Here is a 15,754-nt window from a genome sequence, read left to right on the forward strand (position 1 = left end):
TCGCTCCGATCGCCATGGAAGACGGTCTGCGCTTCGCCATCCGCGAAGGCGGCCGCACCGTCGGCGCCGGCGTCGTCTCGAAAATCATCGAGTAAGAAAAACCTCCGGGTTCGACGAGGGCCGGCGGATGAGCCGCCGGTCCTCCTATCAACTCCAATGCCGCGAAAGGCTAAAACATGCAAAGCCAGAACATTCGCATTCGGCTGAAGGCTTTTGACTACCGCGTTCTGGATGCCAGCACGCAGGAAATCGTCAACACGGCCAAACGGACCGGCGCGCAAGTGCGTGGGCCCATCCCCCTGCCGAACAAGATCGAGAAGTTCACGGTTCTCCGTGGTCCTCACGTCGACAAGAAATCCCGCGATCAGTTCGAGATCCGCACGCACAAGCGTCTGCTCGACATCGTTGATCCGACCCCGCAGACGGTGGACGCGCTGATGAAGCTCGACCTCGCCGCCGGCGTGGATGTCGAAATCAAGCTGCAGTCGTAAGGAGGGCAAGGAACATGTTGCGCTCTGGTGTTATCGCAAAGAAGATCGGCATGACCCGTATCTTCCAGGAAGACGGCAAGCAGGTGCCCGTGACCGTGCTGCAGCTGGACAAGCTGCAGGTGGTTGCACAGCGCACCGCCGAAAAGGACGGCTACAGCGCCGTTCAGCTGGGTGCCGGCACGGCCAAGGCAAAGCGGACCTCGCAGCCGATGCGCGGCCATTTCGCCGCCGCCAAGGTCGAGCCCAAGCGGAAGCTGGCCGAATTCCGGGTCGATCCCGAGAACCTGATCAATGTCGGTGAAGAAATCACCGCGGACCATTACTTCGAAGGTCAGTTCGTCGACGTGACGGGCACCTCGATCGGTAAGGGTTTCGCCGGTGCCATGAAACGGCACAACTTCGGCGGTCTGCGCGCGTCGCACGGCGTGTCGATCAGCCACCGTTCGCATGGTTCGACCGGTCAGTGTCAGGATCCCGGCAAGGTCTTCAAAGGCAAGAAGATGGCTGGCCACATGGGCGCTGCCCGCGTGACCACGCAGAACCTGCAGGTCGTGAAAACCGATTCCGGCCGTGGCCTGATCATGGTCAAAGGTGCCGTTCCCGGCGCCAAGGGCGGTTGGGTGACGATCAAGGATGCGGTCAAGAAGCCGTTCCCCGAGAACGCCATTCTGCCCGCCGCGCTGAAATCGGCCGCAGACGAGGCAGCCAAGGCTGCTGAAGAAGCTGCACGCCAGGCCGAGGAAGAGGCCAAGGCCGCAGAAGACGCACGTCTCGCCGAAGAGGCCGCACAGCAGGAAGCTGCTCTGAAAGAGGCCGAGTCGGAAATCGAGGCTGAGAAGAAGGAAGGCGAGGAATGAAACTCGACGTGATCAAACTGGACGGCGGCAAGGCCGGGTCCGTGGATCTGTCCGACGACCTGTTCGGACTCGAGCCGCGCGCCGATATCCTTCACCGTGTCGTCCGCTGGCAGCGCAACAAGGCGCAGGCTGGCACTCACAAGGTGAAAACGCGGTCGGAAACCAGCTACTCGACCAAGAAGATCTACCGCCAGAAGGGCACCGGTGGCGCACGCCACGGCGACCGCAACGCGCCGATCTTCCGCAAGGGTGGTATCTACAAGGGCCCGACGCCGCGCAGCCACGGCCACGACCTGCCCAAGAAGTTCCGCAAGCTGGGCCTGCGGCACGCGCTGTCGGCCAAGGCCAAGGCGGGTGAACTGGTCGTGATCGACGCAGCCGAGAGCGATGGCAAGACCGCCGCCCTGGCCAAGCAGGTCAAGAACCTGGGCTGGAAGCGTGCACTGATCATCGATGGTGCGCAGGTGAACGAGGGCTTTGCCCGCGCCGCCCGCAACATCGAAGGTCTGGACGTTCTGCCGTCGATGGGCGCAAACGTTTATGACATCCTCAAGCGTGACACCCTGGTGATCACCAAAGCGGGTGTCGAAGCACTGGAGGCTCGTCTGAAATGAGCGCGAAGGCAGAACATTACGACGTGATCCGCAAGCCGATCATCACCGAGAAGTCGACCATGGCCTCGGAAAACGGCGCGGTTGTGTTCGAAGTGGCGATCGACTCGTCCAAGCCGCAGATCAAGGAAGCCGTCGAGGCGCTCTTTGGTGTGAAGGTCAAGGCGGTCAACACCACGATCACCAAAGGCAAGGCCAAGCGCTTCCGTGGCATCATGGGCAAGCGCAAGGACGTGAAAAAGGCATATGTGACCCTCGAAGAGGGAAACACTATCGACGTGACCACCGGTCTCTGATAGGAAGCCGCGAATCTTCCATGGCCCCGGGGCTTACCGGGGCCATGGTCGTTTGAACCGGGCACCTACGGGGGCCTAAGAACCGGCCACCTTCGGGGGGCTATCAACATAGGCGGGGCAAGCCCTGCCGTTTGCTAACGGAAGACAGAAAGCATGGCACTCAAGTCGTACAAGCCGACGACGCCGGGCCAGCGTGGGCTGGTGCTGATCGACCGTTCGGAGCTGTGGAAAGGACGTCCCGTCAAATCCCTTACCGAGGGTCTGACGAAATCGGGCGGCCGCAACAACACCGGGCGGATTACCTCGCGTCGTCGTGGGGGCGGGGCGAAACGCCTCTACCGGATCGTCGATTTCAAGCGCAACAAATTCGACGTGGCGGCAACCGTCGAACGGATCGAATACGACCCGAACCGGACCGCCTTCATCGCGCTGATCAAGTATGAAGATGGCGAACAGGCCTACATCCTGGCACCGCAGCGTCTGGCTGTGGGTGACAAGGTCGTGGCCGGCGCCAAGGTGGACATCAAGCCGGGCAACGCAATGCCGTTCTCGGGCATGCCGATCGGTACGATTGTCCACAACATCGAGCTGAAACCCGGCAAGGGTGGCCAGATCGCACGCGCCGCGGGCACCTATGCCCAGTTCGTCGGCCGCGATGGCGGTTATGCGCAGATCCGCCTGTCCTCGGGCGAGCTGCGGATGGTGCGCCAGGAGTGCATCGCAACCGTCGGTGCCGTGTCGAACCCCGACAACAGCAACCAGAACTACGGCAAGGCCGGCCGCATGCGCCACAAGGGTATCCGCCCGAGCGTCCGCGGCGTGGTCATGAACCCCATCGACCACCCCCATGGCGGTGGTGAAGGCCGGACTTCGGGTGGTCGTCACCCGGTGACTCCGTGGGGCAAGCCGACCAAGGGTGCACGCACCCGCAACAAGAACAAAGCGTCCTCGAAGCTGATCATCCGCTCGCGGCACGCCAAGAAGAAGGGGCGCTAACATATGTCTCGCTCTGTTTGGAAGGGCCCGTTCGTTGATGCTTACGTCCTGAAAAAGGCCGAAGCAGCACGCGAAAGCGGCCGCAACGAAGTCATCAAGATCTGGTCGCGCCGCTCGACGATCCTGCCCCAGTTCGTGGGCCTGACGTTTGGCGTCTACAACGGCCAAAAGCACGTTCCCGTGAACGTAACCGAAGACATGATCGGCCAGAAGTTCGGTGAATACTCGCCGACGCGGACCTACTATGGTCACGCGGCCGACAAGAAAGCGAAGCGGAAGTAAGTCATGGGCAAGGCAAAAAATCCCCGCCGCGTGGCAGAAAACGAAGCGATGGCCAAAGTCCGCATGCTTCGCACCAGCCCGCAGAAACTGAATCTCGTTGCCGCGATGATCCGTGGCAAGAAGGTCGACAAGGCTCTGAACGACCTGACCTTCTCGAAAAAGCGGATCGCAGTGGACGTGAAGAAATGCCTTCAGTCCGCAATCGCCAACGCCGAGAACAACCACAATCTGGACGTCGATGAACTGATCGTCGCCGAGGCCTATGTGGGCAAGAACCTCGTGATGAAGCGTGGCCGTCCCCGGGCACGTGGCCGTTTCGGCCGCATCATGAAGCCGTTCTCGGAACTCACCATCACGGTGCGTCAAGTTGAGGAGCAAGCCTAATGGGTCATAAAGTTAATCCGATCGGCATGCGCCTTCAGGTCAACCGCACCTGGGACAGCCGCTGGTACGCCGATACCAAGGATTTTGGCGATCTTCTGCTGGAAGACGTGAAAATCCGCGAGTTCATCAAGGAAGAGTGCAAGCAGGCCGGCGTGGCCCGCGTGATCATCGAGCGTCCGCACAAGAAGTGCCGCGTGACGATCCACACTGCACGTCCTGGTGTCATCATCGGCAAGAAAGGCGCCGATATCGAGGTTCTGCGCAAGAAACTGTCGGCCATGACCGACAGCGAACTGCACTTGAACATCGTCGAAGTGCGCAAGCCCGAGCTTGACGCCCAGCTGGTGGCGGAATCGATCGCCCAGCAGCTGGAACGCCGGGTCAGCTTCCGCCGCGCGATGAAACGGTCTGTGCAGAACGCGATGCGCATGGGCGCCCTGGGCATCCGTGTGAACGTTGCCGGCCGTCTGGGCGGTGCAGAAATCGCACGGACCGAGTGGTATCGCGAAGGCCGTGTGCCCCTGCACACCCTGCGCGCCGATATCGACTATGCCCTGGCCGAGGCGTCCACGCCCTACGGCATCATCGGCATCAAGGTCTGGATCTTCAAAGGCGAGATCATGGAGCACGATCCCAGTGCCCGCGATCGCCGTCAGCAGGAGCTCCAGGATGGTCCCGCGCCCCGTGGCGCCGGCGGCCGCCGTTAAGGAGATTAGAAGATGCTTCAACCAAAGCGCACTAAATTCCGCAAGATGTTCAAGGGCCGGATCAAGGGCGAGGCCAAGGGCGGCTCTGATCTGAACTTTGGCACCTATGGCCTCAAGGCTGTCCAGCCCGAACGCATCACCGCGCGTCAGATCGAAGCGGCACGCCGCGCGATGACCCGCCACATGAAGCGCCAGGGCCGCGTCTGGATCCGTATCTTCCCCGATACGCCCGTGACGTCGAAACCCACCGAGGTGCGGATGGGTAAAGGTAAGGGCTCGGTCGATTACTGGGCCTGCAAGGTCAAGCCCGGCCGCGTTATGTTCGAGATCGACGGCGTGAACGAAGAAATCGCCCGCGAGGCCCTGCGCCTGGCCGCGATGAAGCTGCCGATCAAGAGCCGCATCGTGGTTCGCGAAGACTGGTAATCGTGCGGCGGGGTGAACCCCGCCCTACGAAAAGAAAAGCCCCCGTCGAGACATCGGCGGGGGTTTTGCTTTGCGGCGATGCGAATGTGGGGCAGGCGCGGGGCGCGAGCCCGTCACACCCACTTGTAATTGAAGCTTACCGAAATCCGTTCTTCCTCGGCCATGTTCATCGGCACCTCGTGTCGCAGCCAGCTTTCCCATAGAAGCACGTCGCCCACGGCGGGTTTCACGTAGATGAACGGCTGCAAGTCGCGCCTTGCGTCCTTGCGGCGGGTGGGGGCGGCCATCATCCGGGCCGAACGCGGATCTTCCAGCTTCAACGCCGACGCGCCTTCGGGCATCTGAACGTAGGTCGTGCCCGAAATAACCGAATGCGGGTGGATGTGGCTCGAATGTGTGCCGCCCTCGGGCAGGATGTTGATCCACAGGTCTTCGAGCACCAGCGTTCCATCACCCAGATCGAAAGCCAGATCATCGGCGAACGCCGCCACATGCGCATCGAGCGCGGCCACGATGTCCGCGAAGATCGGGAACCGCCAGGGCAGGTCGGTCAGCGATGCATAAGAGGTATAGCCGGGATAGCCGTTCTCTTCGCACCAGTCCTGCCCGGCCTCGTCGTCCTCGGCGATGGAATAGCATGACGCGGCCAGCTCGGCGGGATCGACGCCGGGGCCGTGCTCATTAAGCGGTGCCTGGTACAGGCGGGTGACGAAAAGGGATTCGATCTGTGCCATGCGCGCTTATTATCCTGTCCGGCGGGGCAGGGCGAGAGGGCTTGAAAACCGCGCGGTTCGGGGCCAGAACCGCGCGGACTGCGGATGCCGGCGTTATTTTACGGATAAGGGGTTGCCAGACCCCGGTCGCCCGTGTATTGCGCAGCCTTCACCAGAACTCCACCGGAATCAGGGTGACCATTCGGGCCCTCCGGTGATGTTGAGAAAGGAACAAGGCGATGAACGCCACCGAACTGCGTGACAAGACGCCCGATCAGCTCCGTGACGAGCTGACCAACCTTAAGAAAGAATCGTTCAACCTGCGTTTCCAGCAGGCCACCGGCGCGATGGAAAACACCGCCCGCATGCGTCAGGTTCGCCGCGACATCGCGCGCGTCAAGACCGTGCTGAACGAAAAAGCCCAAGCGGCAGCAGAGTAAGGAGCCTGACAGATGCCCAAACGTATTCTCCAAGGCACCGTGACCGCCAACCAGAACAACCAGACCGTGACCGTTCTGGTGGAACGCCGCTTTACCCACCCGGTTCTGAAAAAGACCATTCGTAAGTCCAAGAAGTACCGGGCTCATGACGAGAACAACCAGTTCAACGTCGGTGACATCGTCCGTATCCAGGAATGTGCACCGAAGTCGAAGACCAAACGCTGGGAGGTAGTCGCAGGCTGATCGCGGCGCCATCCGGCACCACGACCAATCCGGGACATACCTTCCGGTTTGAACGAAACCCTGGGGACATGGCAATGACGCCCCCCAAAGGTCGGGAGAAACCCTATGATCCAGATGCAGACCAATCTGGATGTTGCTGACAACTCCGGCGCACGCCGGGTGCAGTGCATCAAGGTTCTGGGCGGTTCGCACCGCCGCTATGCGTCGGTTGGCGACATCATCGTCGTTTCGGTGAAAGAAGCCATTCCGCGCGGCCGTGTGAAGAAAGGTGACGTGCGTAAGGCCGTCGTCGTTCGCACCGCCAAGGAAGTCCGTCGCGAAGACGGCACAGCAATCCGTTTTGACCGCAACGCCGCGGTGATCCTCAACAACAACGGTGAGCCCGTGGGCACCCGTATCTTCGGCCCGGTCGTTCGCGAACTGCGCGCCAAGAACTTCATGAAGATCATCTCGCTCGCCCCGGAGGTGCTGTAAGATGGCTGCGAAACTGAAATCCGGTGACAAGGTCGTCGTCCTGTCCGGCAAGGACAAGGGCAAGCAAGGCACCATCACGTCGGTCGACCCCAAGGCGGGCAAGGCCGTTGTCGATGGTATCAACATGGCCATCCGTCACACCCGCCAGAGCCAGACCAGCCAGGGCGGCCGCCTGCCCAAGGCGATGCCGATCGAGCTGTCGAACCTGGCAATCGTCGACAAGAACGGCAAACCGACCCGCGTTGGCTTCAAGATGGAAGGCGACAAGAAGGTCCGTTACGCCAAGACCACGGGGGACGTGATCGATGCTTGATACGGCAACCTACACCCCGCGCCTCAAAGCGCTTTACAAGGATCAGATCCGCGCCGCTCTGAAAGAAGAGTTCGGCTACAAGAACGACATGCAGATCCCGCGTCTGGACAAGATCGTTCTGAACATCGGCTGTGGCGCCGAAGCGGTGAAGGACTCGAAGAAAGCCAAGTCGGCACAGGAAGACCTGTCGATGATCGCCGGCCAGAAGGCCCTGATCACCACGGCAAAGAACTCGATCGCCGGTTTCCGCGTTCGCGAAGGCATGCCCATGGGCGCCAAAGTGACCCTGCGCGGCGACCGCATGTACGAATTCCTCGATCGCCTGATCAGCATCGCGATGCCGCGTATCCGCGACTTCCGCGGCGTGCCCGGCAAATCCTTCGACGGCCGCGGCAACTATGCCATGGGCCTGAAGGAGCACATCGTGTTCCCCGAGATCAACTTCGACAAGGTCGACGAGGTCTGGGGCATGGATATCGTGATCGCCACCACCGCGCCCACGGATGCGGAAGCAAAGGCGCTGTTGAAGCATTTCAACATGCCCTTCAACAGCTAATCGCGGAGAGGATAGAGACATGGCTAAGAAAGCAATGATCGAACGCGAAAAGAAGCGTCAGCGCCTCGTCGCGAAATACGCCGAAAAGCGCGCCGCGCTGAAAGAAATCATCAAGGACGAGAGCAAGCCGATGGAAGAGCGTTTCCGCGCCTCCCTGAAGCTGGCCGGGCTGCCCCGTAACAGCTCGCCCACCCGTCTGCACAACCGCTGCCAGCTGACCGGCCGTCCGCACGCTTACTACCGTAAGCTCAAGGTCAGCCGGATCATGCTGCGGGAGCTTGGCTCGCAAGGCCAGATTCCCGGCATGGTGAAATCGAGCTGGTAAGGGAGAGAGTGATATGAACGATCCTATCGGCGATATGCTCACCCGTATCCGCAACGCGCAAATGCGCGGCAAGTCCATCGTTTCCACGCCGGCCTCGAAGCTGCGCGCCTGGGTTCTGGACGTGCTGGCGGACGAGGGTTACATCCGCGGCTATGAAAAGGGCACGGACGCCAATGGCCATCCGACCCTGGAAATCAGCCTGAAATATTTCGACGGCACCCCCGTCATTCGCGAGCTCAAGCGGGTCTCCAAGCCCGGCCGCCGCGTTTACATGGGTGTCAAGGACATCCCGCAGGTCCGTCAGGGCCTGGGTGTGTCGATTGTCAGCACGCCCAAAGGTGTGATGTCGGATGCAAATGCCCGCGCTGCCAATGTCGGCGGCGAGGTCATCTGCACGGTGTTCTAAGGAGGAGCTTATGTCTCGTATTGGGAAAAAACCGGTCGAGCTGCCCTCGGGTGTCACCGCGACACTGTCCGGCCAGACCATCGAAGTTAAGGGCCCCAAGGCCACGCAAAGCTTCACCGCAACCGATGACGTCACCATCGCCATCGAGGACAATGCCGTCACGGTCACGCCGCGCGGCAAGTCCAAGCGTGCGCGCCAGCAGTGGGGCATGAGCCGCACGATGGTCGCAAACATGGTCAAGGGCGTTACCGACGGCTTCAAGAAAGAGCTTGAGATCAACGGCGTCGGCTACCGTGCGCAGATCCAGGGCAACACCCTGAAGCTGTCGCTGGGCTACAGCCACGATGTCGATTTCGACGTGCCGCAGGGGGTCACCGTGACCTGCCCGAAGCAGACCGAAATCGTGATCGAAGGCGATGATCCGCAACTCGTCGGCCAAGTCGCGGCCAATATCCGCGAATGGCGTGCTCCCGAGCCCTACAAGGGCAAAGGGATCAAGTACAAGGACGAGTACATCTTCCGCAAGGAAGGCAAGAAGAAGTAAGGACGCGACAGATGGCAAACAGCAAACGAATCCTGTTCCAGAAGCGCCGCCTGCGCGTCCGGAACAAATTGCGGAAGGCAAACGCGGGTCGCGTGCGCCTGTCCGTTCACCGCAGCAACAAGAACATCAGCGTGCAGCTGATCGACGACGTTCAGGGCCGCACCCTGGCCTCGGCCTCCTCTCTCGAGAAGGATCTGGGCATCGCGGGCAAGAACAACGTCGAAGCAGCGGCCAAGGTGGGGGCGGCAATCGCCGAACGCGCCAAGAAGGCTGGTGTCGAAGAGTGCTACTTCGATCGTGGCGGCTTCCTGTTTCACGGCAAGGTGAAGGCTCTGGCCGACGCTGCGCGTGAAGGCGGCCTGAAGTTCTAAGGAGACGATAGACATGGCAAGAGAAGACAACCGCCGCGACCGTCGCGAACGCGACGAAGCACCGGAATTCGCCGATCGTCTCGTTGCGATCAACCGCGTGTCCAAGACCGTCAAGGGTGGTAAGCGTTTCGGCTTTGCAGCCCTGGTGGTCGTGGGTGACCAGAAAGGCCGCGTGGGCTTTGGCAAGGGCAAGGCGAAAGAAGTGCCCGAAGCCATTCGCAAGGCAACGGAGCAGGCCAAGCGCCAGATGATCCGTGTGCCGCTGCGCGAAGGCCGAACGCTGCACCACGACATCCAGGGCCGCTGGGGCGCTGGCAAGGTGGTGATGCGCACAGCACCGCAAGGTACCGGTATCATCGCCGGTGGTCCGATGCGCGCCGTGTTCGAGATGCTGGGCATCCAGGACGTGGTCGCCAAGTCGGTCGGTTCGCAGAACCCCTACAACATGATCCGCGCCACGCTGGACGGCCTCAAGAAAGAGCAGTCGCCCCGTTCGGTTGCACAGCGCCGCGGCAAGAAAGTCGCCGACATCCTGCCCAAGCGTGAAGACGCGCCGCAGGAAAGCGCGCAAGTCGCTGAGGAGGCATAAGCCATGGCAAAGACCATTGTTGTAAAGCAGATCGGCAGCCCGATCCGCCGCCCCGCCAAACAGCGTCAGACGCTGGTTGGCCTCGGCCTGAACAAGATGCACAAGACCCGCGAGCTGGAAGACACCCCGGCCATCCGCGGCATGATCGCCAAGATCCCGCATCTGGTCGAGATCGTCGAAGAACGCGGCTGAGCCGGCGGCGGGGTGAACCCCGCCCTACGATATCAGGCGCCCCGGTCGGAAATGGCCGGGGCGTTTGCCTTTGCGGGCCTTGCAATGCGCAGGCGTCCCGTCTATACGCCCCCGGTGGCCGATTGTGCCACGACTCAACAATCAAGAAACGCCGCGTCCGGCCCGTTCGCTTCGGGGTCGGTTCCGGCTTAGGAGAAGCGACATGAAACTTCACGAACTGCGCGACAACGAAGGCGCCACCAAGAAACGCATGCGCGTCGGCCGCGGCCCGGGCTCGGGCAAGGGCAAGATGGGTGGCCGTGGTATCAAGGGTCAGAAATCCCGTTCGGGTGTGGCCATCAAGGGCTACGAAGGCGGCCAGATGCCGCTCTACCAGCGCCTGCCCAAGCGTGGCTTCAATCAGCCCAACCGCAAGAAATTCGCCGTGGTGAACCTGGGCCTGATCCAGAAATTCGTCGATGCGAAAAAGCTCGATGCCGGCAAGATCACCGAAGATGCCCTGATCGAAAGCGGGCTGGTCCGCCGTAAGCTGGACGGTATCCGCGTTCTGGCAAAGGGCGATGTCAGCGCCAAGCTGAACATCGAAGTGACCGGAGCCTCCAAAGCCGCGATCGCTGCGGTCGAAAAGGCCGGCGGCTCGCTGACGGTCACAACCGCGCAGGCAGCCGAATAACGGGTTGTGGGCGGCCACCGGGCCGCTTACATACATCCCAGTTTTCCAAATGACGCCGCCTGACGCCGGAAGACGCGTCGGGCGGCGTTCGCGCTAGAGAGAGACCGAATGGTATCTGCAGCAGAACAAATGGCGGCGAACACCAGCTGGGCCGCCCTTGGCAAAGCGACCGATCTTCGCAATCGCATCCTTTTCACCCTCGGGCTTCTGATCGTTTATCGCCTGGGCACCTTCATTCCGGTGCCGGGTATCGACGGGCAGGCGCTGCGCGACTTCATGGAAGGCGCGGCAGCGGGGCTTGGCGGCATCCTGTCGATGTTCACCGGCGGTGCGCTTGGGCGGATGGGTATCTTTGCCCTCGGGATCATGCCTTACATCTCGGCCTCGATCATCGTGCAGTTGCTGGCCTCGATGGTGCCGGCGCTGGAACAGATGAAGAAAGAGGGTGAGCAGGGCCGCAAGAAGATGAACCAGTACACCCGCTACGGCACGGTGTTCCTGGCAACGCTGCAAGCCTATGGTCTGGCCGTCAGCCTTGAAACGGGCGATCTGGTGACCGATCCGGGCCTGTTCTTCCGCGCCTCCTGCGTGATCACCCTGGTGGGCGGCACGATGTTTCTGATGTGGCTGGGCGAACAGATCACCGCACGCGGCATCGGCAACGGTATTTCGCTGATCATCTTCGTGGGCATCATCGCGGAATTGCCGGCCGCGCTGGCGCAATTCCTCAGTCAGGGCCGTTCAGGCGCTCTTTCGCCCGCGGTGATCGTCGGCGTCATCCTCATGGTGATCGCCGTGATCGCCTTCGTGGTGTTCATGGAGCGAGCGCTGCGAAAGATCCATATCCAGTATCCGCGCCGCCAGGTGGGGATGAAAGTGTATGACGGCGGCTCCAGCCACCTGCCGGTCAAGGTCAACCCGTCGGGCGTGATCCCGGCGATCTTCGCCAGCTCGCTTTTGCTGCTGCCGACGACGATCAGCACGTTCTCGGGCAATCAGACGAACCCGATCATGTCGACGATCCTTGCCTATTTCGGGCCGGGTCAGCCGCTCTACCTTGCGTTCTTTACGCTGATGATCGTGTTCTTCGCCTATTTCTATACGTTCAACGTTGCCTTCAAGCCGGACGAAGTGGCCGACAACCTGAAAAACCAGAACGGTTTCGTGCCTGGCATCCGCCCGGGCAAGAAGACCGCCGAATACCTGGAATATGTGGTCAATCGCATCCTGGTTCTTGGCGCGGCCTATCTTGCGGCAGTCTGTCTGCTGCCGGAAATCCTGCGCAGCCAGTTGTCGATCCCGTTCTACTTCGGCGGCACATCGGTTCTGATCGTGGTGTCGGTGACGATGGACACGATCCAGCAGGTGCAAAGCCATCTGCTTGCCCATCAGTATGAAGGGCTGATCGAGAAATCGCAGCTGCGCGGCAAGGGCGGCAAGAAAAGGAAAAAAGGGACAGCACGCCGATGAATATCATCCTTCTCGGCCCGCCGGGTGCGGGCAAGGGCACACAGGCACGGATTCTGGTGGACGAGCGCGACATGATCCAGCTGTCCACCGGCGACATGCTCCGCGAGGCCAAGGACAGCGGCACCGAGATGGGCAAGATCGTGGCCGACGTCATGGCGCGCGGCGACCTGGTGACCGACGAGATCGTGATCGGGCTGATCCGCGAAAAGCTGCGGGGTGACAAGAAGGGCGGGTTCATCTTCGACGGGTTCCCGCGCACGCTGGCGCAGGCCGACGCCCTGGCCGATCTGCTGGCGGAAACCGGCGAAAAGCTGGACGCCGTGATCGAGATGAAGGTGGACGACGACGCGCTGGTCAGCCGCATCACTGCGCGTTCGACCTGCGGCAATTGCGGTGAGGTCTATAACGACCACACCAAGCCGATCCCGGCAGACGGCGTCTGCACCAGCTGCGGCCAGAAGGCCGAGTTCAAGCGCCGTGCGGACGACAACGAGGAAAGCCTCAAGAACCGTCTGATGGAATACTACAAGAAGACCAGCCCGCTGATCGGCTATTACTATGCCAAGGGCGATCTCAAGACGGTCGACGGCCTGGGCGAGATCGACGCCGTAAAGGCGGATATCGCGGCGGCGCTTGGGTGATCGGACAAAGGGTAACTGCAGGGGCTTGACGCCCCCGCCAATTGCCCCTAGTCAGCCCTATCCCGCGTATGGCGGGTGATTCCCTTTACGGGAATCCCACCACCTCAGAATCAGCTGTGGCCCGCAGGCGATGCCTCGGGCCTCCGTTGTGAAAAAAGGTTCTGGAACTACGGAACCGCAACGAAAGGAAAGATAACGTGGCACGTATTGCCGGCGTAAACATCCCGACCAACAAACGGGTGCCCATCGCACTCACCTATATCCACGGCATCGGCCCGGCAGCGGCCAAGGCAATCTGCGACGCCGTGAACATCGACGCGACCCGCCGTGTGAACGAACTGAGCGATGCCGAAGTGCTTGCCGTTCGTGAGCATATCGACGCCAATTACACCGTCGAAGGCGACCTGCGCCGCGAAGTGCAGATGAACATCAAGCGCCTGATGGACCTTGGCTGCTACCGCGGTCTGCGCCATCGCCGCAACCTCCCTGTGCGCGGTCAGCGCACCCACACCAACGCACGCACGCGTAAGGGCCCTGCAAAGCCCATCGCAGGCAAGAAGAAGTAAGGGAGGTCCGCACCAATGGCACGTGATACCCGTCGTGGGGGCAAGAAAAAGGTCTCCAAGAACATCGCAGCTGGCGTCGCACATGTGAACTCCAGCTTCAACAACACCAAGATCCTGATCTCGGACGTGCAGGGCAACGCGATCGCATGGTCGTCGGCCGGCACAATGGGCTTCAAGGGTTCGCGCAAATCGACCCCCTATGCCGCGCAGCTGGCCGCAGAAGACGCCGGCCGCAAGGCACAGGAACACGGCATGAAGACGCTGGAAGTCGAAGTGCAGGGCCCCGGTTCGGGCCGTGAATCGGCGCTGCGCGCGCTGGCTGCCATCGGCTTCAACATCACGTCGATCCGTGACGTGACGCCGATTGCCCATAACGGCTGCCGCCCGCCGAAGCGTCGTCGGGTCTGATCCAGCATTTTAATGGCTGGGGCTGTGCGAAATGCACGGCCCCAGTCCGTCATTTCAACCTCGGGCGTTTCGGCCTTTTGGACATGGGGACGAAACAGGAATGGAGGGACGCATGATCCACAAGAACTGGCAAGAGCTGATCAAGCCGACGCAGCTGGAAGTCAAGCCGGGCAACGATCCGACCCGTCAGGCCACCGTCATTGCCGAACCGCTTGAGCGCGGCTTTGGTCTGACGCTGGGCAACGCGCTGCGCCGCATCCTGCTGTCGAGCCTTCAGGGCGCGGCCATCACCAGCGTGCAGATCGACAACGTGCTGCACGAATTCTCGTCCGTCGCCGGTGTGCGCGAGGACGTGACCGACATCGTTCTGAACCTCAAGGGCGTTGCCCTGCGCATGGAAGTCGAAGGGCCCAAGCGCCTGTCGATCAATGCCAAGGGTCCGGGCGTCATCACCGCTGGCGATATCAGCGACAGCGCCGGCATCGAAGTTCTGAACAAGGACCACGTGATCTGCCACCTCGACGAGGGCGCGGATGTCTACATGGAACTGACGGTCAACACCGGCAAGGGCTATGTCGCAGCAGACAAGAACAAGCCCGAGGATGCGCCGATCGGCCTGATGCCCATCGACGCGATCTATTCGCCGGTGAAAAAGGTCAGCTACGACGTGCAGCCCACCCGCGAGGGCCAGGTGCTGGACTATGACAAGCTGACGCTGAAGGTGGAAACCGACGGTTCGGTCACCCCCGAAGATGCCGTGGCCTATGCCGCCCGCATCCTGCAGGACCAGCTGTCGATCTTCGTGAACTTCGAAGAACCCGAATCCGCAGGTCGCCAGGACGAAGACGACGGTCTGGAGTTCAACCCGCTTCTTCTCAAGAAAGTGGACGAGCTGGAACTGTCGGTGCGTTCGGCCAACTGCCTCAAGAACGACAACATCGTCTATATCGGCGATCTCATCCAGAAGACCGAAGCAGAAATGCTGCGTACGCCGAACTTTGGCCGCAAGTCGCTGAACGAGATCAAGGAAGTGCTGTCGGGCATGGGTCTGCACCTTGGCATGGATGTCGAGGACTGGCCGCCGGACAACATCGAAGACCTGGCCAAGAAATTCGAAGACCAGTTCTGATATTGGCAGGCCGGGCGGATTGCCCGGCCGGCCGCAAACCCGGGCATGACGCCCCAAGGAGAGCCGGTGACACGCATCGCCGGCCGGACAAAGCAAAACCGCCCGTAGAGGGCACCAAAGGAGTAAGACAATGCGTCACGCAAAAGGCTATCGCCGCCTCAACCGTACCCACGAACACCGCAAGGCCCTGTGGGCCAACATGGCCGGTTCGCTGATCGAACACGAGCAGATCAAGACGACCCTGCCCAAGGCCAAGGAACTGCGTCCGATCGTCGAAAAGATGATCACGCTGGCCAAGCGTGGTGACCTGCACGCCCGCCGTCAGGCCTCGTCGCGCCTCAAGCAAGAGGCTCTGGTGACCAAGCTGTTCGAAGTGCTGGGCCCGCGCTACAAGGATCGTCAGGGCGGCTATGTCCGTATCCTGAAGGCAGGCTTCCGGTATGGCGACATGGCGCCGATGGCGATCATCGAATTCGTCGACCGCGACCTCGACGCCAAGGGCGCTGCCGACAAGGCCCGCGTTGCCTCTGAAGAGGCCGCTGCCGACGAAGAATGATCTTTCGGTTCCGACCGTTGATCAGGCCCTGCCGGACGCGGCGGGGCCTTTTCTTTTGTCCGTCAGCAGGGGGCGGGCGCTTGCAATGGGCGGCG

The 15,754-nt window shown here is 61.4% G+C and carries 29 protein-coding genes; 28 read left to right on the forward strand and 1 reads right to left on the reverse strand.

Annotated elements, in window-relative coordinates; all coding sequences use genetic code 11:
• The 10 genes from BLT50_RS15225 to rplP form a co-directional block, all read left to right on the forward strand.
• Positions 1–95 (forward strand): EF-Tu C-terminal domain-related protein (locus BLT50_RS15225; protein WP_207545791.1); only part of this gene is annotated, 95 nt, incomplete at its 5' end.
• 81 nt (positions 96–176) lie between these two features.
• A complete protein-coding gene (gene rpsJ, locus BLT50_RS15230) occupies positions 177–491 on the forward strand; it encodes a 30S ribosomal protein S10 (RefSeq protein WP_005621947.1) in 315 nt (104 codons plus the stop codon).
• A gap of 14 nt (positions 492–505) precedes the next feature.
• Positions 506–1,348, forward strand: a complete 843-nt coding sequence (gene rplC / locus BLT50_RS15235; protein WP_090029578.1) for a 50S ribosomal protein L3 — start codon at positions 506–508, stop codon at positions 1,346–1,348.
• A complete protein-coding gene (gene rplD, locus BLT50_RS15240) occupies positions 1,345–1,962 on the forward strand; it encodes a 50S ribosomal protein L4 (protein ID WP_090029579.1) in 618 nt (205 codons plus the stop codon). Before rplC ends, rplD begins: the two co-directional genes overlap by 4 nt.
• Complete coding sequence (locus BLT50_RS15245) at positions 1,959–2,255, forward strand: 50S ribosomal protein L23 (RefSeq protein WP_090029580.1); 297 nt, start codon at positions 1,959–1,961, stop codon at positions 2,253–2,255. Before rplD ends, BLT50_RS15245 begins: the two co-directional genes overlap by 4 nt.
• Positions 2,256–2,408: 153 nt before the next feature.
• Positions 2,409–3,251 carry a 50S ribosomal protein L2 gene (gene rplB / locus BLT50_RS15250; RefSeq protein WP_090029581.1) on the forward strand — a complete coding sequence of 281 codons (843 nt, stop codon included), beginning with the start codon at positions 2,409–2,411 and terminating at the stop codon, positions 3,249–3,251.
• 3 nt (positions 3,252–3,254) lie between these two features.
• Positions 3,255–3,533 (forward strand): 30S ribosomal protein S19, encoded by a 279-nt coding sequence (gene rpsS, locus BLT50_RS15255; protein WP_090029582.1) that lies wholly within the window; start codon positions 3,255–3,257, stop codon positions 3,531–3,533.
• 3 nt (positions 3,534–3,536) lie between these two features.
• Complete coding sequence (rplV, locus tag BLT50_RS15260) at positions 3,537–3,917, forward strand: 50S ribosomal protein L22 (protein WP_090029583.1); 381 nt, start codon at positions 3,537–3,539, stop codon at positions 3,915–3,917.
• On the forward strand, positions 3,917–4,624 hold the full coding sequence (gene rpsC, locus BLT50_RS15265) for a 30S ribosomal protein S3 (protein WP_090029584.1): 708 nt from the start codon (positions 3,917–3,919) through the stop codon (positions 4,622–4,624). The genes rplV and rpsC overlap by 1 nt, the downstream gene beginning before the upstream one ends.
• Before the next feature lie 12 nt (positions 4,625–4,636).
• Complete coding sequence (gene rplP, locus BLT50_RS15270; protein ID WP_090029585.1) at positions 4,637–5,050, forward strand: 50S ribosomal protein L16; 414 nt, start codon at positions 4,637–4,639, stop codon at positions 5,048–5,050.
• Between the two features lie 113 nt (positions 5,051–5,163).
• Here the strand turns inward: rplP and BLT50_RS15275 are convergent, their stop codons facing one another.
• Complete coding sequence (locus BLT50_RS15275) at positions 5,164–5,784, reverse strand: 2OG-Fe(II) oxygenase family protein (RefSeq protein ID WP_090029586.1); 621 nt, start codon at positions 5,782–5,784, stop codon at positions 5,164–5,166.
• A 218-nt stretch (positions 5,785–6,002) separates the two neighbouring features.
• Between BLT50_RS15275 and rpmC the strand changes: the two genes are divergently transcribed.
• From rpmC to rplQ, 18 genes are all read left to right on the forward strand, one after another.
• Entirely contained in the window at positions 6,003–6,203 is a 201-nt protein-coding gene (rpmC, locus tag BLT50_RS15280; RefSeq protein WP_090029587.1) for a 50S ribosomal protein L29, read from the forward strand.
• A 12-nt stretch (positions 6,204–6,215) separates the two neighbouring features.
• Positions 6,216–6,446, forward strand: a complete 231-nt coding sequence (rpsQ, locus tag BLT50_RS15285) for a 30S ribosomal protein S17 (RefSeq protein ID WP_090029588.1) — start codon at positions 6,216–6,218, stop codon at positions 6,444–6,446.
• A gap of 105 nt (positions 6,447–6,551) precedes the next feature.
• Entirely contained in the window at positions 6,552–6,920 is a 369-nt protein-coding gene (rplN, locus tag BLT50_RS15290) for a 50S ribosomal protein L14 (protein ID WP_067550492.1), read from the forward strand.
• 1 nt (position 6,921) lies between these two features.
• Complete coding sequence (gene rplX / locus BLT50_RS15295) at positions 6,922–7,233, forward strand: 50S ribosomal protein L24 (protein WP_090029589.1); 312 nt, start codon at positions 6,922–6,924, stop codon at positions 7,231–7,233.
• A complete protein-coding gene (rplE, locus tag BLT50_RS15300) occupies positions 7,226–7,789 on the forward strand; it encodes a 50S ribosomal protein L5 (protein WP_090029590.1) in 564 nt (187 codons plus the stop codon). Before rplX ends, rplE begins: the two co-directional genes overlap by 8 nt.
• A 19-nt stretch (positions 7,790–7,808) precedes the next feature.
• Positions 7,809–8,114 (forward strand): 30S ribosomal protein S14, encoded by a 306-nt coding sequence (rpsN, locus tag BLT50_RS15305; RefSeq protein WP_090029591.1) that lies wholly within the window; start codon positions 7,809–7,811, stop codon positions 8,112–8,114.
• Positions 8,115–8,127: 13 nt separating this feature from the next.
• Positions 8,128–8,520 (forward strand): 30S ribosomal protein S8, encoded by a 393-nt coding sequence (gene rpsH / locus BLT50_RS15310; RefSeq protein ID WP_090029592.1) that lies wholly within the window; start codon positions 8,128–8,130, stop codon positions 8,518–8,520.
• A 10-nt stretch (positions 8,521–8,530) separates the two neighbouring features.
• Positions 8,531–9,064, forward strand: a complete 534-nt coding sequence (gene rplF / locus BLT50_RS15315; RefSeq protein ID WP_090029593.1) for a 50S ribosomal protein L6 — start codon at positions 8,531–8,533, stop codon at positions 9,062–9,064.
• An 11-nt stretch (positions 9,065–9,075) separates the two neighbouring features.
• The gene (rplR, locus tag BLT50_RS15320; protein ID WP_090029594.1) at positions 9,076–9,435 is read left to right on the forward strand and encodes a 50S ribosomal protein L18; all 360 of its coding nucleotides are present in this window, start codon (positions 9,076–9,078) and stop codon (positions 9,433–9,435) included.
• Between the two features lie 13 nt (positions 9,436–9,448).
• Positions 9,449–10,024: a 30S ribosomal protein S5 gene (rpsE, locus tag BLT50_RS15325; RefSeq protein ID WP_090029595.1), complete on the forward strand. Its 576-nt coding sequence runs from the start codon at positions 9,449–9,451 to the stop codon at positions 10,022–10,024.
• Between the two features lie 3 nt (positions 10,025–10,027).
• On the forward strand, positions 10,028–10,216 hold the full coding sequence (gene rpmD / locus BLT50_RS15330; protein ID WP_090029596.1) for a 50S ribosomal protein L30: 189 nt from the start codon (positions 10,028–10,030) through the stop codon (positions 10,214–10,216).
• Positions 10,217–10,418: 202 nt separating this feature from the next.
• The gene (gene rplO, locus BLT50_RS15335; protein WP_090029597.1) at positions 10,419–10,889 is read left to right on the forward strand and encodes a 50S ribosomal protein L15; all 471 of its coding nucleotides are present in this window, start codon (positions 10,419–10,421) and stop codon (positions 10,887–10,889) included.
• Between the two features lie 108 nt (positions 10,890–10,997).
• The gene (gene secY / locus BLT50_RS15340) at positions 10,998–12,359 is read left to right on the forward strand and encodes a preprotein translocase subunit SecY (RefSeq protein ID WP_090029598.1); all 1,362 of its coding nucleotides are present in this window, start codon (positions 10,998–11,000) and stop codon (positions 12,357–12,359) included.
• Positions 12,356–13,000: an adenylate kinase gene (locus BLT50_RS15345; RefSeq protein ID WP_090029599.1), complete on the forward strand. Its 645-nt coding sequence runs from the start codon at positions 12,356–12,358 to the stop codon at positions 12,998–13,000. Before secY ends, BLT50_RS15345 begins: the two co-directional genes overlap by 4 nt.
• A gap of 197 nt (positions 13,001–13,197) precedes the next feature.
• The gene (gene rpsM / locus BLT50_RS15350; RefSeq protein WP_090029600.1) at positions 13,198–13,566 is read left to right on the forward strand and encodes a 30S ribosomal protein S13; all 369 of its coding nucleotides are present in this window, start codon (positions 13,198–13,200) and stop codon (positions 13,564–13,566) included.
• A 15-nt stretch (positions 13,567–13,581) separates the two neighbouring features.
• Positions 13,582–13,974: a 30S ribosomal protein S11 gene (gene rpsK, locus BLT50_RS15355; protein WP_090029601.1), complete on the forward strand. Its 393-nt coding sequence runs from the start codon at positions 13,582–13,584 to the stop codon at positions 13,972–13,974.
• A 112-nt stretch (positions 13,975–14,086) separates the two neighbouring features.
• Positions 14,087–15,103: a DNA-directed RNA polymerase subunit alpha gene (locus BLT50_RS15360; RefSeq protein WP_090029828.1), complete on the forward strand. Its 1,017-nt coding sequence runs from the start codon at positions 14,087–14,089 to the stop codon at positions 15,101–15,103.
• A gap of 130 nt (positions 15,104–15,233) precedes the next feature.
• Positions 15,234–15,659 carry a 50S ribosomal protein L17 gene (gene rplQ / locus BLT50_RS15365; RefSeq protein WP_090029602.1) on the forward strand — a complete coding sequence of 142 codons (426 nt, stop codon included), beginning with the start codon at positions 15,234–15,236 and terminating at the stop codon, positions 15,657–15,659.
• The last annotated feature ends 95 nt before the right edge of the window (positions 15,660–15,754 follow it).

This window comes from Lutimaribacter saemankumensis, from assembly GCF_900100005.1.
GTDB lineage: Bacteria > Pseudomonadota > Alphaproteobacteria > Rhodobacterales > Rhodobacteraceae > Lutimaribacter > Lutimaribacter saemankumensis.

What these genes read in the sequence shown, in the direction of transcription:
- rpsJ (WP_005621947.1), top strand. Translation starts at nt 177, where the DNA reads ATGCAAAGCCAGAACATTCGCATTCGGCTGAAGGCTTTTGACTACCGC.
- rplC (WP_090029578.1), top strand. Translation starts at nt 506, where the DNA reads ATGTTGCGCTCTGGTGTTATCGCAAAGAAGATCGGCATGACCCGTATC.
- rplD (WP_090029579.1), top strand. Translation starts at nt 1,345, where the DNA reads ATGAAACTCGACGTGATCAAACTGGACGGCGGCAAGGCCGGGTCCGTG.
- BLT50_RS15245 (WP_090029580.1), top strand. Translation starts at nt 1,959, where the DNA reads ATGAGCGCGAAGGCAGAACATTACGACGTGATCCGCAAGCCGATCATC.
- rplB (WP_090029581.1), top strand. Translation starts at nt 2,409, where the DNA reads ATGGCACTCAAGTCGTACAAGCCGACGACGCCGGGCCAGCGTGGGCTG.
- rpsS (WP_090029582.1), top strand. Translation starts at nt 3,255, where the DNA reads ATGTCTCGCTCTGTTTGGAAGGGCCCGTTCGTTGATGCTTACGTCCTG.
- rplV (WP_090029583.1), top strand. Translation starts at nt 3,537, where the DNA reads ATGGGCAAGGCAAAAAATCCCCGCCGCGTGGCAGAAAACGAAGCGATG.
- rpsC (WP_090029584.1), top strand. Translation starts at nt 3,917, where the DNA reads ATGGGTCATAAAGTTAATCCGATCGGCATGCGCCTTCAGGTCAACCGC.
- rplP (WP_090029585.1), top strand. Translation starts at nt 4,637, where the DNA reads ATGCTTCAACCAAAGCGCACTAAATTCCGCAAGATGTTCAAGGGCCGG.
- BLT50_RS15275 (WP_090029586.1), bottom strand. Translation starts at nt 5,784, where the DNA reads ATGGCACAGATCGAATCCCTTTTCGTCACCCGCCTGTACCAGGCACCG.
- rpmC (WP_090029587.1), top strand. Translation starts at nt 6,003, where the DNA reads ATGAACGCCACCGAACTGCGTGACAAGACGCCCGATCAGCTCCGTGAC.
- rpsQ (WP_090029588.1), top strand. Translation starts at nt 6,216, where the DNA reads ATGCCCAAACGTATTCTCCAAGGCACCGTGACCGCCAACCAGAACAAC.
- rplN (WP_067550492.1), top strand. Translation starts at nt 6,552, where the DNA reads ATGATCCAGATGCAGACCAATCTGGATGTTGCTGACAACTCCGGCGCA.
- rplX (WP_090029589.1), top strand. Translation starts at nt 6,922, where the DNA reads ATGGCTGCGAAACTGAAATCCGGTGACAAGGTCGTCGTCCTGTCCGGC.
- rplE (WP_090029590.1), top strand. Translation starts at nt 7,226, where the DNA reads ATGCTTGATACGGCAACCTACACCCCGCGCCTCAAAGCGCTTTACAAG.
- rpsN (WP_090029591.1), top strand. Translation starts at nt 7,809, where the DNA reads ATGGCTAAGAAAGCAATGATCGAACGCGAAAAGAAGCGTCAGCGCCTC.
- rpsH (WP_090029592.1), top strand. Translation starts at nt 8,128, where the DNA reads ATGAACGATCCTATCGGCGATATGCTCACCCGTATCCGCAACGCGCAA.
- rplF (WP_090029593.1), top strand. Translation starts at nt 8,531, where the DNA reads ATGTCTCGTATTGGGAAAAAACCGGTCGAGCTGCCCTCGGGTGTCACC.
- rplR (WP_090029594.1), top strand. Translation starts at nt 9,076, where the DNA reads ATGGCAAACAGCAAACGAATCCTGTTCCAGAAGCGCCGCCTGCGCGTC.
- rpsE (WP_090029595.1), top strand. Translation starts at nt 9,449, where the DNA reads ATGGCAAGAGAAGACAACCGCCGCGACCGTCGCGAACGCGACGAAGCA.
- rpmD (WP_090029596.1), top strand. Translation starts at nt 10,028, where the DNA reads ATGGCAAAGACCATTGTTGTAAAGCAGATCGGCAGCCCGATCCGCCGC.
- rplO (WP_090029597.1), top strand. Translation starts at nt 10,419, where the DNA reads ATGAAACTTCACGAACTGCGCGACAACGAAGGCGCCACCAAGAAACGC.
- secY (WP_090029598.1), top strand. Translation starts at nt 10,998, where the DNA reads ATGGTATCTGCAGCAGAACAAATGGCGGCGAACACCAGCTGGGCCGCC.
- BLT50_RS15345 (WP_090029599.1), top strand. Translation starts at nt 12,356, where the DNA reads ATGAATATCATCCTTCTCGGCCCGCCGGGTGCGGGCAAGGGCACACAG.
- rpsK (WP_090029601.1), top strand. Translation starts at nt 13,582, where the DNA reads ATGGCACGTGATACCCGTCGTGGGGGCAAGAAAAAGGTCTCCAAGAAC.
- BLT50_RS15360 (WP_090029828.1), top strand. Translation starts at nt 14,087, where the DNA reads ATGATCCACAAGAACTGGCAAGAGCTGATCAAGCCGACGCAGCTGGAA.
- rplQ (WP_090029602.1), top strand. Translation starts at nt 15,234, where the DNA reads ATGCGTCACGCAAAAGGCTATCGCCGCCTCAACCGTACCCACGAACAC.